Origin of the sequence: Thermophilibacter provencensis (assembly GCF_030372065.1) — a bacterium.
Taxonomy (GTDB): domain Bacteria; phylum Actinomycetota; class Coriobacteriia; order Coriobacteriales; family Atopobiaceae; genus Thermophilibacter; species Thermophilibacter provencensis_A.
This window is the reverse complement of sequence record NZ_JAUDEA010000002.1, coordinates 1-15743: the sequence shown is the minus strand read 5'-3', so window position 1 is coordinate 15743 and position 15743 is coordinate 1. Positions and strand designations below refer to the sequence as shown.

The window sequence follows — 15743 nt, the reverse complement described above, 5'->3', positions numbered from 1 at the left end:
CTGCGTTTGTGGAGTATTGTCCCCGTGAGCTGCACTTTTGGTAGAGAGGTATTGCAAAACCAAAGCTCAAAGGGCATAGTATGTTGATGCGAGTTTGCCCACGGCGTTGGGCGGCTCATTGGCTCTATACGATGTTTGGAGGAACACATGGCTCTACCCCAGCTTACCGACGAGCAGCGCAAGGCCGCCCTCGAGAAGGCCGCCCAGGCCCGTCACGAGCGCGCCGAGCTTCGCGAGAAGATCAAGAGCGGCAAGGTCACCCTCGAGGACGTCCTCGACTCCGATGACCCCATCGCCAGCCGCATGAAGGTCTCCACCCTCATCGAGTCCCTTCCTGGCTACGGCAAGGCCAAGGCCGCCAAGATCATGGACGAGCTTGGCATCTCCGCCACCCGTCGCGTCAAGGGCCTCGGCGCCCGTCAGCGCGAGCAGCTCGTCGAGGCTCTCTCCAAGTAAGTTGGCTAGACGAGCTCGGATTTTCGTCGTCTCTGGACCGTCAGGCGTAGGTAAGGGCACGCTCGTTGCACTCGTGCGCGAGCGTGTTTCCTGCCTGGGACTGACGGTCTCTGCCACGACGCGCTCCCCGCGTCCCGGTGAGATTGACGGAACGTCCTATTACTTCATGAGCGATGAGGAGTTCCAGCGCCACGTTGATGCCGGGGACTTTCTTGAGTGGGCATGGGTCCACGAGCACCGCTACGGAACGCTCAGGCAGGAGGTCGAACGCGTCATCTCGGAGGGCCGCTCCGTCGTTCTCGAGATTGACGTGCAGGGCGGCATCAACGTCCGTCAGGCCATCCACGATGCGGTTCTCGTCTTCATCGAGCCCCCGAGCTCCGAGGAGCTTGAGCGCAGGCTTCGCGGCCGCGGCACCGAGGACGAGGCATCCATCGAGACGCGCCTTGCCAACGCCCGTGGCGAGATGGCCTATGCCGACCGCTATGACGTGCGCATTGTTAATGATGACCTTGAACGAGCGTGCGTCGAGCTTCAGAATGTGATTGAACGATACGAGAACTACGACGGAGGTCACCAGTAACATGTCCGTTATCAAGCCCGAGATCGACACGCTGCTCGACAAGACCGAGCACAACCCCTTCCTGCTCTGCTCGATCGCGTCCAAGCGCGCCTGCGACATCAACAACATGGTTCGCGGCCAGCACCTTCGCGTGACCGCCATCCAGGACTTTGACGACATCACCACCGTCGCCTCTGGCAAGGACCCCGTCTCCATTGCCATGCAGGAGATCGAGGACGACACCCTGAGCTTCGTCAAGGAGGAGTTTGACGAGGACATCAAGGGTGCCAACACCATCGTTCTCTAGGCGCGCGCATGACCGAAAGACTCTGTCTCGTTCACTATCACGAGATTGGCCTCAAGGGCAAGAACCGCGCGACGTTTGAGAATCAGCTCGTTACGAACCTTCATCGTGCCCTGTCCGTGTTTGACATCTCTCATGTCGGCCGCGTCTCGGGGCACCTTGTTGTGGAGACCGCAGATCACCGCGCAACTGAGGAGCTTGCAGCCGCCATACGTCGCGTGCCCGGTGTGGCGCGCGTCTCGCTTGCCTACAAGTGTGGCCTCGACGACCGCGAGTACGTGACCGCCGCCATCCAGGCGCTCGGTGAGGCAGGGGAGTTTTCCTCGTTCAAGGTGCACGCGCGTCGCTCCTCAACAACCTACGAGCTGCACAGCCTCGACATGAACCGTCTTGTGGGCGCCGCCCTCTGCGAGGCGTTCCCCGACAAGAAGGTGGACGTGCATCATCCCGACTTCACGGTCGTGGTGCATGTGGTTCAGGGAAGCACCTATGTCTATGCCGCCTCGGCGCCGGGCGTGGGCGGACTTCCCGTGGGTACGGCCGGCAAGGTCGTCACCCTGCTCTCGAGTGGCTTTGACTCTCCCGTCGCCACGTGGATGGTGGGGCGCCGTGGCGCCATCTGCGTCCCGGTGCACTTCTCGGGACGCCCCATGACCTCCGACACGAGCGAGTGGCTCTGTCAGGACGTTGTAGACGCGCTGGCTCCCGCAGGCATTGTCGGGCGCCTCTACGTGGTGCCCTTTGGCGAGCGGCAGCGCGAGATCTCGCTTGCCGTTCCGCAGAGCCTTCGCATCATCATGTACCGCCGCGTCATGATGCAGGTTTCCGAGCGCATCGCGCGGCTAGAGGGTGCCAAGGCCCTCGTGACCGGAGAGTCGCTCGGCCAGGTGGCGTCTCAGACGCTCGACAACATCGCTGCCGTCAATGAGGTCGTGACCATCCCAGTGCTCCGTCCGCTCATCGGCTCCGACAAGCAGGAGATCATTCGTCGTGCCGAGGAGATTGGGACCTACGACATCTCCTGTCAGACTGCCCCTGACTGCTGCACCCTCTTCATGCCCCGTCGACCCGAGACCCATGCCCGTATGGACCAGGTTCTCGAGGCCTGGGAGAGCTTTGACCATGAGGGGATGGTGAGCGACCTCGTGGAGAACGTCGAGTGGAGGGACTTCTCGCAGTGCCCCTCCTATCACGCCCCCAAGGGGACGCTTCGGGAGCACCATCGCGAGCTCCAGCCCTTCTCTGGGGCCGAGCGGTAGGCTACGCTCCGCGAGCGACCGGCACCTCATTTGAGACCTTATGAGATGCGCCCCCATAATCGAGGGCGTATCTCTTTTTTGAGAGCTGTGCGGCAGATAGGGGGAAGCTTCCCGACCCGCATCTTGTGATTCTTGATTCCGCCACCTTTGACTTCCTCCACGCTAGTGAGGGGGTGGTCATATGGCGCAAGAGAGGCAGAGGAATCGGGCAAGGCTACTCAGGAAGTTTGGGATCAAGGGTCGGTGGACCGCAGGCGTTGTTGCGGCGCTCGCGGTCGTTGCTGTGACACTTGCCGTCGTACTCTCTCGTGGCGGTGGCTCGCTCATCGAGCGCGCCGAGCCCGTGATCGTCGAGCAGTCAACCGATACGATTCCGAACGAGACGAACGAGGACACGACGGTCGACCCAGAAGAAGATGAGGTCGCTCGGGAAGCCCCCGCAACGCTTCTCGTGCACGTGGACGGCGCCGTGGGCGCGCCGGGCGTCTACGAGCTCGCGGAGGGCTCCAGGGTCAACGACGCCGTTCTTGCCGCCGGCGGACTGCGTGATGACGCCAATACCGCTTCAATAAACCTTGCCGCGAGTCTTTCGGACGGCGAGAAGATTCACGTACCATCCGAGGATGAGGCCGTGGCCTCTTCCGCCTCCTCTACGGGAGGGACTGAGTCAAACGACTCCGCTCCCATCAACATCAACACTGCAGACGTCGCGACGCTTGACGAGCTGCCGGGGGTGGGGGAGTCAACGGCGCGGGCAATTGTCGAGGACCGTGAGGCAAACGGCCCCTTCACCGCACCCGAGGACCTCATGCGCGTATCGGGCATTGGGGAGAAGAAGTTTGCCAGGCTTGAGGCGATGATCTGTGTCTGAGCCCCTCGAGCGCCCGGAACGACCGATGCTGCCGCCCCTCTTTTGGGCTCTTCTCGCCGCGCTGAGCTGCATGCGCATGGTGCTCTGGAACGGTCCGGACCTGCGGATGATACGTGTTGGGGCGGTCGTTGTCGTTGGTTTGGGCACGCTTTGCGTCTTTGCAGTCCACGCCCTGCGTAGAGACGGACTTCTGACGCTCGTGTTGCCCGTTTTTGCCGCCCTTGCCTGCTCGCTTGGCGCCTGCTCCCTCGAGCTTGCGCAACAGGCATCGCTTGCGCAAGGCTTGGGAGCCTCGTCGGTCTCCTCATGGGAGTTTCTCCTGGATGCTGACATGAGCAAGGGGTCCTCCGGGTGGAGGGGCAGGGCAAGCGCGCTCTGGGATGGACGGAGCGCCGGCTCTGTATGGCTCGTATCTGACGAGCGGCATCGCGTTGGCACAACGCTGAGGGTCGTGGGGCGCTTCTCGGAAAACGATGACAACGAGTGGGGAGCGTCATCGCGCGCCCAGGGGCTTGCGGGTACCGTGCGGGCGGTGAGCGTCCTTGAGCGACGGGCAGCGGATGGGCTGTGGGGTATGGTGCTCGACCTTCGCGAGGAGACGCTCGCACGCCTTGAGCCCTCCTCATCCGACGCACGGGCCCTGCTTGCCGGAACGATCTGCGGCTCAACCGTCGCCATGGCGGAGCGGGGCCTGAGCGAGCTCTTTGCCGCATGCGGCGTCTCTCACCTTGTGGCAGTTTCTGGTGGGCACCTCGTGCTCGTCACGGCACTCGCGGGCTGGGCCCTTGATCGGGCGCGACTTCCCGTGCCCCTTCGGGTGGTGGCGCTTCTCATCATCACCGGCTCTTTTGTGGTCTATTGTGGGGCCCCGCCATCGGCGGTGAGGTCATGGGCAATGTCCCTTGTGGCGGAGCTTTCGCGAGCAGCCCGTCGGCGCTCGCATCCGCTCTCCTCCGTATGCGCAGTTGCCCTTGCAATGGCACTGGTGAACCCGGGGGTGACGGGTCAACTTGGCTACCTGCTCTCGGTCATGTGCGTCTGCGGCATCTGCGCGCTCGGGGGCTACGCCCGCTATGTCGTGCGCGTGTGCGTTCCCGGTGTTGGAATGCGAACTCACGGGATGCTCTTTGTGGCGCTGCGAAGAATCGAAGAGGACGCACGCGAGGTGCTGGCACTCACGCTTGTCTCTCAGGCAGTCACGCTCCCGCTCATCTGCTCGACCTTCTCCCAGCTCTCACTCATCGCGCCCCTGGCAAACGTCCTTCTCGCCCCGCTCTTCTCGGCGCTTCTTGCCCTGGGGCTCGTATGCGCCGGACTCTTATGGTTTCCTCCTGCGCAGGCATTGCTGCTTGTGGGCTGCGACGCCATAGGCAGCGTGCTCATGATGGTGGTTCGCGGTCTGGCACGGCTTCCCTTGGCCTGCGTTGCCGTGAGCGTGGACGAGAGCCTGGGTCTTCTTGTGCTGGGAGCGGCTGTGGTGGCGCTGCTACTGTGGTGGCCCCGCGTCACGAGACGGGCGATCCTGTGCCTGCTCGGCCTTCTCCTGATCTTTGGTGGGGCACACGTTGTGAGGTGGCGCTTCCTTGCCCCGCCCTGCGTGCGCGTGCTTGACGTGGGGCAGGGTGATGCGATTCTCATCACAGACGGTGCGGCGTCCGTGCTTGTTGACACGGGGCCCGGTGAGGCCGTTGTTGAGGCGCTCGCGAGGAATAACGTCTTTCACCTCGACGCCGTGGTGCTCACGCACCTGCATGCGGACCATGCGGGGGGACTTGACGGCGTGCAGGGCGTCGTGAGTGTGGGAATGGTCGTTGTTCCTGAGGGCACGGACGCCTCGCAGCTGGGTGAGGGCACGCGAATCGAGGAGTTGAGCTACGGAGACCGCATCATTGTGGGTGACTTTGCGCTGCGGGCAGTGTCGCCCGTTGAGCCCGCGGGAGGGGAGGGCAACGAGGGCTCGCTCGTGCTCTCCCTTGATTACACTCAGGGGAGCCGGCATCTCGCGGGGCTGCTTGCGGCGGATGCCGAGCGCGATGAGATCGGGGCCGCTGTTGTGCGCGGGGACGTGGGTGATATCGACTTCCTCAAGGTTGGCCATCATGGGTCCGAGGCCTCCCTCACGTCCGATCTCGCACGGACGCTCCGACCCGAGGTGAGCGTGGCAAGTGCGGGGGAGGGCAACGCCTACGGTCACCCAGATCCAGTGTGCGTCGAGGTGCTCGAGGAGGCTGGGTCAGTGTTTCTCTGCACCAAGGACGTGGGAGACGTCACCGTGGAGCCTGGTGAGGCCGGGCCTGTTGTGACCTGCCAAGGAGGGGAGGAGCTTTGAGTGCTACACTAGGGGCCATAATCATGGCCCAAAGGGGGTGTGAAATGCCAAGGTGCATACCCATCAAGGAGATCAAGAACACCACGGAGTTTGCGAGGATCGTCGAGGAGTCGCCCGAGCCCGTCATCGTGACGCGCAACGGGCGCGAGGCCTTTGCCGCGATGTCCATCGAGCTCCTTGACGCGATGCGCATGGAGCGCGCCCGAGCCGAGCTCTACCGTCTTCTTGACGAAGCCGAGGAGGCCTCTCGTGACGGTCGTGTGGTAGATGCCAGGGATTCGATCAAGAGGACACGTGATCGCTATGGCCTATGACGTCACCTTTACTGAGCCCGCCGAGCGGGACAAGGATAAGATCGTAGCCTACTGTCTGGTGACGCTTGGGAACCGTGGCGCCGCCACGCGCTTTCTCGATGCTCTCGACAACGTCGTGGAAAACCTCTCGCGAGCACTGGAAATGTATCCCCGTGCAACGGAGGGGCGAGCCGCAGAGGAGGGGTATCGCAAGGCGGTCCTTCTCAGCTACGTTCTGCTCTATCGCTTGAGCGGGGAATCGGTCGAGATCGCTCGCATCTTTCACTCAAAGCAGGACTACGCGCGCCTGCTCTAAACGCCTACGCTGCCGTTCAGGTGGCAAGGAAGGAGCCTCATGGCAGACAAGCCCGCGCTGCTCCCGGCGTACCTCATCGTCGGGCCGGACGAGCTCAAGCGCAAGCAGGCCGTCACGCGCCTCAAGGCACGCGTGGACGGCCCCTTCTCCGCGTTTAACCTAGAGGAGTTGGTGGCTTCCGGTGACCTCGAGCCGGTGGGCGTGCTCGCCTCACTCAACACGCTACCCATGGGGGGCGACCGCCGCGTGGTGGTCATCGAGAATGCCGAGAAGCTCCCCAAGGCCGTTTCCGAGGCCATCGTCGAGTATCTCGGTAACCCCAACGAGAGCTGCACGCTCGCGCTCGTTGCGACGACGCTCGCAAAGACGACGCGACTCTACAAGGCGGTCGCCAAGGTGGGGCCCAAGTCGGTGATCGAGTGCGCCGCCAAGAAGGGAAGGGACCTGCCTCCCTACGTTCAGAAGCTCGCCCAGACGCATGGGGTCTCAATCGCATCCGACGCGGCAACCGAGCTCGTCGCCCGCGTGGGAGAGTCCACGACGATGCTCGACACGCAGATTGCCACGCTCGCGGTGCTCCTTGGCAGCACCGGAACAATCACCAGGCCCTTTGTCGAGAAGAACGTGGCGCGCGTGGCGGAGGTCAAGCCCTGGGAGTTTCTCGACCGGCTCTCCGGGCGCGACGCGCACCGCGCCCTGGCACTGTATCGCCTGCTCGACGGCTCCTCCCTTGGCTTGCTCTCGCTCATCGTGGGCAGGCTTCGCGAGCTCGTCTGCGCGCGCTCGCTCGAGGCGCGCGGGCAGGGTCACGCCCTCGCCACAGAGCTGAAGAAGCAGGACTGGCAGGTAAGAAACCACGCCCGTTGGGCGCGCTCGTTTTCCGAGGGCGAGCTCGAGGGTCTTCTCGGCCTTTGTGCCGAGGCCGAGCGTGCGCTCAAGAGCGGCCAGGAAGAGGAAACGGTCATGGTGCGCCTCATTGCGCGCATCTGCGGGGTCTCCAAGGGCCACCGTCTACCCACATAAAAAACGTGGGCCCGGGCAGCACCCCGGACCCACGTCTCACGATCGATGAGGAGAGAAGCTACTTGATGGTGTTCACGAGCTTCTGGACGCCGCTCTTACGCTGAGCGGCCTGGTTCTTGTGGATGATGCCCTTGGAGGCAGCCTTGTCGAGCAGGCGGCTCGCCTTGTTGGCGGCATCCTGGGCAGCGGCGGCGTCGCCGGCCTCGACGGCGACGCGAACCTTCTTGACAGCGGTCTTGAGCTCGGAGCGGACCGCGCGGTTGCGCTGACGCGCCTTCTCAGCGGTGATGATGCGCTTCTTCTGAGACTTGATGTTAGCCACGTGCAGTTCCTTTCGGTTCTTACTTATCTGAGGCCTCTGTGCTGAGACACGGCGAGGTCAACAATCAGCGAGTATAGCATGTCGGCTCGGAGTTCGCTATCATTCACCACATGTCTACTAACGATACCTCACATATTCGCAACTTCTCGATCGTTGCGCACATCGACCACGGCAAGTCGACCATCTCGGACCGCATTCTCGAGCTCACCCACACGGTGGAGGAGCGCGACATGGAGGCCCAGCTGCTCGACACGATGGACATCGAGCGCGAGCGCGGCATCACGATCAAGTCCAACGCGGTGCGCGTGACCTACGACGCCGACGACGGGGAGACCTATCAGTTCAACCTCATTGACACGCCTGGCCACGTTGACTTCACCTACGAGGTCTCTCGCAGCCTTGCCGCGTGCGAGGGTGCGGTTCTGGTGGTTGATGCCACGCAGGGCGTGGAGGCCCAGACCGTCTCCAACGCCAACCTTGCGATGAACGCCAACCTAGACATCGTGCCGGCAATCAACAAGATTGACCTTCCGAGCGCGCAACCTGACGAGGTCAAGGAGGAGATCGAGGAGGACCTTGCCATTCCCGCGGATGACGCCGTGTGCGTCTCCGGTAAGACGGGCGAGGGCATCCATGACCTTCTCGAGGCGATCGTGCTCCTCGTCTCTCCGCCGAAGGGGGACTATGACGCCCCGCTCAAAGCTCTCATCCTGGATTCCTACTTCGACGAGTACCGTGGCGTCGTGGCCACGGTGCGCGTCTTCGATGGCCACATCCGCAAGGGCGACCAGCTCTTCATGATGCAGGCCGGCGAGGGCTTCCTCGTTGACGGCGTGGGCGTCAAGCGCCCGGCCGAGCAGCTCGTGGACGAGCTGGGCGTGGGCGAGGTCGGCTTTGTCGTCACGGGCCTCAAGGACCCCGACGCCGTGCGCGTGGGCGACACGCTCACGTACCGCGACCGCCCGTGCGCGGAGGCGCTCCCGGGCTATCGCGAGGCAAAGCCCATGGTCTACACCGGCATCTTCCCGGTGGACAACAAGGACTACGAGAACCTCCGCGACGCCCTTGAGAAGCTTCGCGTGAACGACCCGTCCCTTACGTGGAGCCCCGAGACTTCGGTGGCCCTGGGCTTTGGCTTCCGCGTGGGCTTTTTGGGCCTGCTCCACATGGAGGTCGTCAAGGAGCGCCTGGAGCGCGAGTTCTCGCTCTCGCTCATAGCCACCTCGCCCTCGGTAGACTATCACGTCTACAAGACCGACGGCGAGATGATCGAGGTTCGCAGCCCCCAGGACCTTCCCGACGTCACGCGCATCGACCATATTGAGGAACCCTACCTCAAGGCCAAGGTCATCGTGCCGCCCGAGTACACGGGCGCGGTCATGCAGCTTGCCATCGAGCACCGAGGCATCACGCAGGACATGATCTACCTCACCGAGAAGTCCGTGGAGATGCACTTTGACATCCCGCTCGCCGAGCTCATCCTCGACTTCTTTGACCAGCTCAAGAGCCGCACCAAGGGCTACGCGAGCCTGGACTACGAGTTCTCCGACTACCGCACGAGCGACCTCGTGAAGCTCGACATCCTGCTCTCCGGCGACGAGGTGGACGCCCTCAGCTTCATCGTGCACCGCGACAAGGCCTATACGCTTGCGCGCGGGCTCTGCGACAAGCTCAAGGAGATCATCCCGCGTCAGCAGTTCGAGGTGCCCATCCAGGGTGCCATCGGCAACAAGATCATCGCGAGAAGCACTGTCAAGGCCGTGCGCAAGGACGTCTTGGCAAAGTGCTACGGCGGAGACATCTCTCGCAAGCGCAAGCTTCTCGAGAAGCAGAAGGAGGGCAAGAAGCGCATGAAGCAGATCGGCTCGGTTGAGGTGCCGCAGGAGGCGTTTCTCGCCGTCCTCAAGGTGGACGACCAGTGACGGCCGCCGAGGTCCTGTCCGAGTTTGCCGCCGACGCCGCGCTCTCCTCTGACCTTTCTCCCTGGGGCGGCAAGTTTTCTGGCAAGCTGCTCATGGCCCCCATGGCGGGCGTCTCCGACGCTGCGTACCGCCTCATGGCGCGCGCGGGCGGGGCGGCGCTGGCCTACTCGGAGATGGTCTCGTGTGCCGGTCTTCACTATGGCGAGAAGAGCTGGGGGCTCGTTGACCCGGATCCCGCGGAGCCCGACATTGCCGTGCAGCTCTTCGGCTCCAAGCCGGAGCTCTTCCGCGAGTCGGCGCAGCGCGTTTCCGAGCGCCTGGGCGAGCGGCTCGCGCTTCTTGACATCAACATGGCGTGTCCCGTGCCCAAGGTCACCAAGAAGGGGGAGGGGTCCGCGCTGCTCGAGGACCCCGAGCTCGCGGCCAAGATCGTGCGCGCATGCCGCGAGGGCGCGCCGGACGCGCGCGTGACCGTCAAGATTCGTCGTGGTCGCTACATGGGCCAGGAGGTAGCGCCCGAGTTTGCGCGCGCCATGGAGGATGCCGGGGCGTGTGCCATCGCCGTGCACGGACGCTTTGCCACGCAGATGTATCACGGCGAGGCGGACTGGGGCGTCATCGACCGCGTTGCCGATGCCGTGAGCGTGCCCGTCATAGCCTCAGGTGACATCCTCTCCCACGATGCCGCGCAGCGAGCTCTTTCGCAGACTGGCGCCTCGGCCGTGATGGTGGCACGGGGGACGTATGGCAACCCGTGGGTCTTCTCGGGTCACGAGCCCACGGCAGCCGAGAGGATTGCTGCCTTTGAGTGCCACGTGCGCCTGCTCGAGGCCACCGGTGCCCATCTCAAACGTGCCCGCAGCCTTGCTGGCTGGTACTTCAAGGGGATGCCCGACGCCGCGTGCTGGAGAAACGCTGCCATGAGCTGCGTCACAGCCGAGGAGTTTCTCGCCGTTGCCGCTTCCGTCCGCGCCAGCGTCCAAAATGTCCAAAATGCACCCGGTACAGAATGGACATGCTGAGGCAGTTGCTTATCGTCGCTGCTTGGCGTACTCCTCGGTAACCCTAAGCTCCCAGTCTCGTCTGTGACCCTTGACCACCGTGTCGAGGATGAGGCCGCATACGAGCAGGAGGGCTCCCAGCCCACAGAACGCGACCGCCATGATGGCGGTGGGCATGCGCTCGACAAGGCCCGTCTCGGCAAACTCAATCACCACAGGTATGCCCAGGACCAATCCGACGGCCATTGAGATGACCGCGAGCAGCGAGAAGAAGCCGAGGGGCTTGTAGTCCTTGAAGAGCGAGAAGATCATCCCGAGCACCCTGACGCCGTCCGAGAACGTGTTGAGCTTGGAGACCGATCCCGCAGGGCGGTCGCGATACTCAATGGGAACCTGCTTGATTCTCCAGCGCTTGTCGGCCGCATGGATGGAGATCTCGGTCTCAATCTGAAAGCCCGTTGACAGCACGGGGAGCGTCTTGGCAAACACGCGGTTGAACGAGCGGTAGCCCGTCATGATGTCGTTGTACCGAAAGCCGTAAAGGAGATTGACCAGGCCTCTTACCAGGTTGTTCCCAAACCCGTGAAAGGCCCGCGTGTTCTCCTCGCCGTAGGTGCCGTTGGAGATACGGTCGCCAACCACGGTGTCGGCCTCATCGTTTGCGAGCGGGTCAATGAGGAGCGGGGCCGCCTCGGCGGGATACGTGTCATCGCCGTCAACGAGCAGGTAGTACTCTGCATCGATGTCCCTCAGCATCTGGCGCACCACGTTGCCCTTGCCCTGGCGGGACTCCCGCTTCACCCGAGCGCCATGCTCAAGGGCTATGGCGGCCGTGCCATCCGTGGAGTTGTTGTCGTAGACATAGACGGTGGCGCCGGGAAGCGCAGCCATAAAGTCATCGACAACCTTGCCGATGGTCAGCGCCTCGTTGTAGCAGGGAATGAGCACCGCCACCGATTGATATGTCTCCATGCGTCCCTCCTAAGGGGCGTGGGGCGTCTCCGCGCACCCAATCACCTAATACATCTTAATAAAGGTCCCCACGAGCGTGAGCAGGACCATCACGACGAGAAGCACCGCGGTACCGACGTCCGCGCGGGACGGCCCCTCCTCCCGCGGCCTGCCGCCTGGAACGAGCGCAACCATGAGCGCGCCGAGCGCGGGCACAATGAGCGGCAGGTAGTAGCGGCTCTGCACCCCGGCGACCTCCAGGCTTCCAACCGGAGTAAACTGCAGGTAGAGGGCAAGCGATATGAGGAAGCCCACGAGCAACCACACGCCAGCAAGAAGCCCGGAGACGACGACGCGGCCTCTGCCCAAGGAAGGAGTGCAGAGCGCCGAGAGCGAGCGGGAATCCGCGTACAGCGCCGCAACGTAGACGAGAACGGTCAGCCATGAGGGGTACATGACCGTAAAGGGGGCCTCGAGCGCGAAGCAGTCGGTCGAGAAGAGCTGACACACAAAGAGATAGAGATAGCGCAGCGGGTTGGAGAGGACAAAGGCGCCCTGGGCGGCGGGATCAACCGCGTCAGACCACATTGCGCCGGTGTTGACGTCCTTGATCTGGATGTACCACAGGGCAAAGAGCGAGAGCGCCGCAATGCAGACGAGCGCGATTCGCGACCACGTGCTCCGGTCGCGCAGGTCCTTACGCAGGGCGGGGACGAGAAAGAGAATGAGCCCGAGGGGAAGGTAGGTGAGCTTGGCAAGCGCGACGACACAGCCGGAAGCCGCCACAAGACCCCAGTCTGCTCGCGAGGGAGAAGGCCGTGTCGCCAGGCGCATGACGCCCACGACAAAGAGCGTCGCGGCGGCAAAGGTCATCATGTCCGCCGTGACAAATGAATGGTCGAGCAGGGAGAGGGGCGTGAGCGCCACAGCAGCGATGGCCCACTTCCCAGCTGGAGCAAGGCGGATGGCCAGAGCAATGGCTGCGCCAAAGAAGAGTATTCCGCAGAGCCGCGTAACGATTCCGATGATCACGGGGCTCTGCGTAAGGAGCGAGCTCGCGAGAAAGCCCACCACGTAGGGAAGGTAGGCAAGGGGGGAGTTGATGGCAGTGTTGGGGAAAGCCCAAGTTATATCAGCGTATCCCACCTCACCCGCACCTGAGAAGCGAGCGTCGGTCCACCAAGGGAAGGCATAGGGGTCGTTTGCGAGGTCGGCAGTCTGAAAACTCACATTGCCCGCCTTGGCAAGCTCCTGCAGAGCCGCATCCTCTGATCCTCCGTACAGGGCGTACTCGTCGGTCGGGGGCTGCGCAGCCGCAGAGGGGTCAATGTCGTCGTAAGAGACCTCCTGGGGCAGGATGACGCCGTGTGCGAGCTGGCTTACGCGCGCGATGTGCATGGTCTCGTCAAATCCAGCGCCGAGCGGGACCATGATGGCAATGGTGGTCGCCGCAATCAGCCACAGGATAAGAAACACGCAATGTGGCTGAGCCGGACGCGGCAGGGCAGGACCCTGGAAGGTGGGCCCAAGCGCACCGGCGTCCAAGTGGCGCCCCGAGCGCGCGGGTGCGTTTTCTATCATCAAGCTCCATCCTTTACGCGGTTTCACATGAGCTATTGTATCGTCCTTACGTGAGTGCGAGTGTACGCCTGCTCAGTGAGGGGTGCAAAAACGATGGCGGGAGCCCTCTACCTACATGTGCCGTTCTGCGCCAGGAAGTGCGCATACTGCGACTTTGCCTCATGGGCCACCGCCGCAAATGACCCGCTCATGACGCGGTACGCGCGCACCCTTCTCTCTCAGCTCGACGAGGTTGCTTCTCTTGGGCTTCTCGCGGACTGCAAGACCGCATACATTGGCGGGGGAACGCCATCCCTTCTGGGCGAGAAGGCCCTCGGGGCGCTTGTTTCTGCCGTCCGAAAGGTTGCGCCGGAGATGGACGAGCTCACCTGTGAGGCAAACCCGGACTCTCTTGACGACGGCGTTCTTCTTTCCCTGCGCGAGGCGGGAGCGACGAGGCTCTCCATCGGCGTTCAAAGCCTTGATGACGGTGAGCTTGCTGAGCTTGGGCGCCTGCACGACGCCACCTGCGCGCGAGTGCGCGTCCGCGCCGCCGTGGCGTCGGGTCTTGATGTCTCCGTGGACCTCATGTGCGCCACGCCAGGGCAGACGGACGAGAGCTGGGCACGCACGCTTGAGGACGTGGCTTCGCTGGGCGTCGGGCACGTGAGTGTGTATCCGCTGCAGATCGAGGAGGGCACCGCGCTCGAGGCCCGCTACGCTGATGACGCGTGCGCCTGGAACGATGACGAGGTGCAGGCGGCGAGAATGACTCAGGCTCAGGTGACGCTTGAGGGTCACGGTTATTCTCGCTACGAAGTCGCGAGCTACAGCGTTCCAGGTAAGGCGTGTTGCCACAACAAGGCCTATTGGACGGGCGTCTCGTATCTCGGCCTTGGCACGGGGGCCTCGGGAATGCTCAGCCTAGATGAGTACTTGAGGCTGAGGGTCGTGGCGCCTCAGCTTCCGCTTCCGCCCCGGGAGAGCGTCCGAGCCCGACTTACCGTGGCGTCAGATCGCCGTGCCCTTGTGGAGGACTCGCGACTCTCGACCCTGTCCTTCTCGCTTGAGTTCTTGTCAGAGCCCCAGGCCGTCGCCGAGGACCTCATGCTCGGGGCACGTCTTGTCGAGGGGCTGGATCCAGAGCTTGTCTCTCGTGCCCGAGCGCTCTTTGGGGGGAGGCTTGACGGCACGATTGAGGGGCTTCTCGCGAGCGGGCTTCTTGCCGAGAGGGGAGGGAGGCTTGCTCCCACCCAGCGTGGCTGGCTCCTTGGAAATGAGCTTTACGGCGCGCTTTGGGACCTCGCCCCCAGCGAGGTTGCGACGGCACGCTGCTAGACCCGCCGCACCCTCGGTTGAGCGGGGACCCTTGCCGACACTATTTCCTCCGGAACTGTCGGCGCGCGTCCCCACTAACGCAAGTGGGGACCCTTGCCGACGCTTTTGCGGCCGTAATCGTCGGAATGCGTCCCCGCAAGCCCGCGGCCGCTCTGGAGAGGAAGACCCATGGCAACGTCAAAGCTGCTCGAGCCGATTAAGGTCTGCAACCTCACCCTCAAGAACCACATCATGTTCCCGCCGCTCACGACGGGCTACGAGGAGCGCGACAGCTCCATTGGCCCGCGCAGCCTCGCGTTCTACGAGCGCTTGCCAAGGGCGGCGTCTCCTACATCGTCAGGCAACTTGGCGACGTTGCGCCCGTGAACGCCGCGAGCCCTACGCCCAAGCTCTGCGACGACTCGCAGATCTCGAGCTTTGCCGCGCTCGCCGACGCCGTCCACGCCCACGGCGCCAAGCTCGCACTTCAACTCTTCCACCCCGAGTACGACGTCCCGGGCGTGGGCAGGCTCATCATGACCTCGCGCATGGCCGCCATGGAGGGCCAGAAGGCGCAGGCCGCGCTGCCCACGCTCGGCGTTGCGGTGAAGCTTGGCCACCAGCCCACGACCGACGAGCTCAACGCCTTTGACGCCGTCATCGTTGCCGTGGGTGCCGAGAACGTGTTCCTTCCGGTGCCGGGCACCGATGGCGCAAACGTCTTCTCCGCGTGGGACGTGCTCGCCGGTACGGCGGAGCCCGAGGGCAAGGTCGCCGTCATCGGCGGCGGCCTCGTGGGATCCGAGACCGCGGAGTACCTCCTCGCCCGGGGCTTCTAGGTCACCATCGTGGAGATGCTCGACACGATTGCCTCCGGCGAGTCCGGCACCACCCTGCCCACGATCATGGCCGAGTTTGCCGAGAAGGGCGTGAGGCAGCACGTGAACACGCGCGTCACCGCCATCACCGAGGGAGCCGTCGTGGCCGTCTGCGGCGAGGAGGCCGTGACGATCCCGTGCGATGCCGTCGTTATGGCCGTGGGCTCGCGCGCCGTGCCGTTTGACGCGAGCGGCATCACCGCGCCCGTCACGTACGTGGGCGACTGCTCCGGTGAGCGCACCGCCGACATCGCGAGCGCCATCCGAACCGCCTACGCCGCCGCCAACGCCCTGTAGGGTGATCCAAAAGGGGTCTGTCCCCAATTGAATCACGGGGCCCGGGCCGGTCCGGTGCGGCCGGGGCCCGGGAGGGGGGCCC

Annotated in this window: 16 protein-coding genes and 1 pseudogene; 14 read left to right on the top strand and 3 right to left on the bottom strand. The window is 63.8% G+C overall.

Annotation, left to right across the window (positions count from 1 at the left end; translation table 11 throughout):
- Window positions 1-147 precede the first annotated feature (147 nt).
- The 9 genes from mihF to holA all read left to right on the top strand — a co-directional run bounded on the left by mihF (window position 148) and on the right by holA (window position 7413).
- Window positions 148-456 carry an integration host factor, actinobacterial type gene (gene mihF / locus QUW25_RS01650; protein WP_072371109.1) on the top strand — a complete coding sequence of 103 codons (309 nt, stop codon included), beginning with the start codon at window positions 148-150 and terminating at the stop codon, window positions 454-456.
- Between the two features lies 1 nt (window position 457).
- Complete coding sequence (gene gmk, locus QUW25_RS01645; protein ID WP_289510499.1) at window positions 458-1039, top strand: guanylate kinase; 582 nt, start codon at window positions 458-460, stop codon at window positions 1037-1039.
- Between the two features lies 1 nt (window position 1040).
- Window positions 1041-1325 carry a DNA-directed RNA polymerase subunit omega gene (locus QUW25_RS01640; RefSeq protein WP_289510498.1) on the top strand — a complete coding sequence of 95 codons (285 nt, stop codon included), beginning with the start codon at window positions 1041-1043 and terminating at the stop codon, window positions 1323-1325.
- A gap of 8 nt (window positions 1326-1333) precedes the next feature.
- On the top strand, window positions 1334-2581 hold the full coding sequence (gene thiI, locus QUW25_RS01635; protein ID WP_289510497.1) for a tRNA uracil 4-sulfurtransferase ThiI: 1248 nt from the start codon (window positions 1334-1336) through the stop codon (window positions 2579-2581).
- 283 nt (window positions 2582-2864) lie between these two features.
- The gene (locus QUW25_RS01630; protein ID WP_289510496.1) at window positions 2865-3452 is read left to right on the top strand and encodes a ComEA family DNA-binding protein; all 588 of its coding nucleotides are present in this window, start codon (window positions 2865-2867) and stop codon (window positions 3450-3452) included.
- Window positions 3445-5781, top strand: a complete 2337-nt coding sequence (locus QUW25_RS01625; protein ID WP_289510495.1) for a ComEC/Rec2 family competence protein — start codon at window positions 3445-3447, stop codon at window positions 5779-5781. Before QUW25_RS01630 ends, QUW25_RS01625 begins: the two co-directional genes overlap by 8 nt.
- A gap of 44 nt (window positions 5782-5825) precedes the next feature.
- Window positions 5826-6095 (top strand): type II toxin-antitoxin system prevent-host-death family antitoxin, encoded by a 270-nt coding sequence (locus tag QUW25_RS01620; protein ID WP_289510494.1) that lies wholly within the window; start codon window positions 5826-5828, stop codon window positions 6093-6095.
- Window positions 6085-6390, top strand: coding sequence for a type II toxin-antitoxin system RelE/ParE family toxin (locus QUW25_RS01615; protein WP_289510493.1), 306 nt, complete (start codon window positions 6085-6087; stop codon window positions 6388-6390). The genes QUW25_RS01620 and QUW25_RS01615 overlap by 11 nt, the downstream gene beginning before the upstream one ends.
- A gap of 39 nt (window positions 6391-6429) precedes the next feature.
- Complete coding sequence (gene holA, locus QUW25_RS01610; protein WP_289510492.1) at window positions 6430-7413, top strand: DNA polymerase III subunit delta; 984 nt, start codon at window positions 6430-6432, stop codon at window positions 7411-7413.
- A 58-nt stretch (window positions 7414-7471) separates the two neighbouring features.
- Here holA and rpsT read toward each other — a convergent pair whose 3' ends face one another.
- Complete coding sequence (gene rpsT, locus QUW25_RS01605) at window positions 7472-7735, bottom strand: 30S ribosomal protein S20 (RefSeq protein ID WP_072371079.1); 264 nt, start codon at window positions 7733-7735, stop codon at window positions 7472-7474.
- A 110-nt stretch (window positions 7736-7845) separates the two neighbouring features.
- Between rpsT and lepA the strand changes: the two genes are divergently transcribed.
- Together lepA and QUW25_RS01595 are read left to right on the top strand one after the other, a co-directional pair.
- Window positions 7846-9657 (top strand): translation elongation factor 4, encoded by a 1812-nt coding sequence (gene lepA / locus QUW25_RS01600; RefSeq protein ID WP_289510491.1) that lies wholly within the window; start codon window positions 7846-7848, stop codon window positions 9655-9657.
- Window positions 9654-10679 carry a tRNA dihydrouridine synthase gene (locus QUW25_RS01595; RefSeq protein ID WP_289510490.1) on the top strand — a complete coding sequence of 342 codons (1026 nt, stop codon included), beginning with the start codon at window positions 9654-9656 and terminating at the stop codon, window positions 10677-10679. The genes lepA and QUW25_RS01595 overlap by 4 nt, the downstream gene beginning before the upstream one ends.
- Window positions 10680-10688: 9 nt before the next feature.
- Here the strand turns inward: QUW25_RS01595 and QUW25_RS01590 are convergent, their stop codons facing one another.
- Together QUW25_RS01590 and QUW25_RS01585 are read right to left on the bottom strand one after the other, a co-directional pair.
- Window positions 10689-11630, bottom strand: coding sequence for a glycosyltransferase family 2 protein (locus tag QUW25_RS01590; protein WP_289510489.1), 942 nt, complete (start codon window positions 11628-11630; stop codon window positions 10689-10691).
- Window positions 11631-11675: 45 nt separating this feature from the next.
- Window positions 11676-13190, bottom strand: a complete 1515-nt coding sequence (locus QUW25_RS01585) for a DUF2142 domain-containing protein (RefSeq protein WP_289510488.1) — start codon at window positions 13188-13190, stop codon at window positions 11676-11678.
- 93 nt (window positions 13191-13283) lie between these two features.
- Here QUW25_RS01585 and hemW point away from each other — a divergent pair, with 93 nt between their 5' ends.
- From hemW to QUW25_RS01570, 3 genes and pseudogenes are all read left to right on the top strand, one after another.
- Window positions 13284-14507, top strand: a complete 1224-nt coding sequence (gene hemW / locus QUW25_RS01580; protein ID WP_289510487.1) for a radical SAM family heme chaperone HemW — start codon at window positions 13284-13286, stop codon at window positions 14505-14507.
- A 168-nt stretch (window positions 14508-14675) separates the two neighbouring features.
- Complete coding sequence (locus tag QUW25_RS01575) at window positions 14676-14873, top strand: hypothetical protein (protein WP_289510486.1); 198 nt, start codon at window positions 14676-14678, stop codon at window positions 14871-14873.
- Window positions 14874-15022: 149 nt separating this feature from the next.
- A pseudogene (locus QUW25_RS01570) lies at window positions 15023-15661 on the top strand (FAD-dependent oxidoreductase).
- Window positions 15662-15743: the final 82 nt, after the last annotated feature.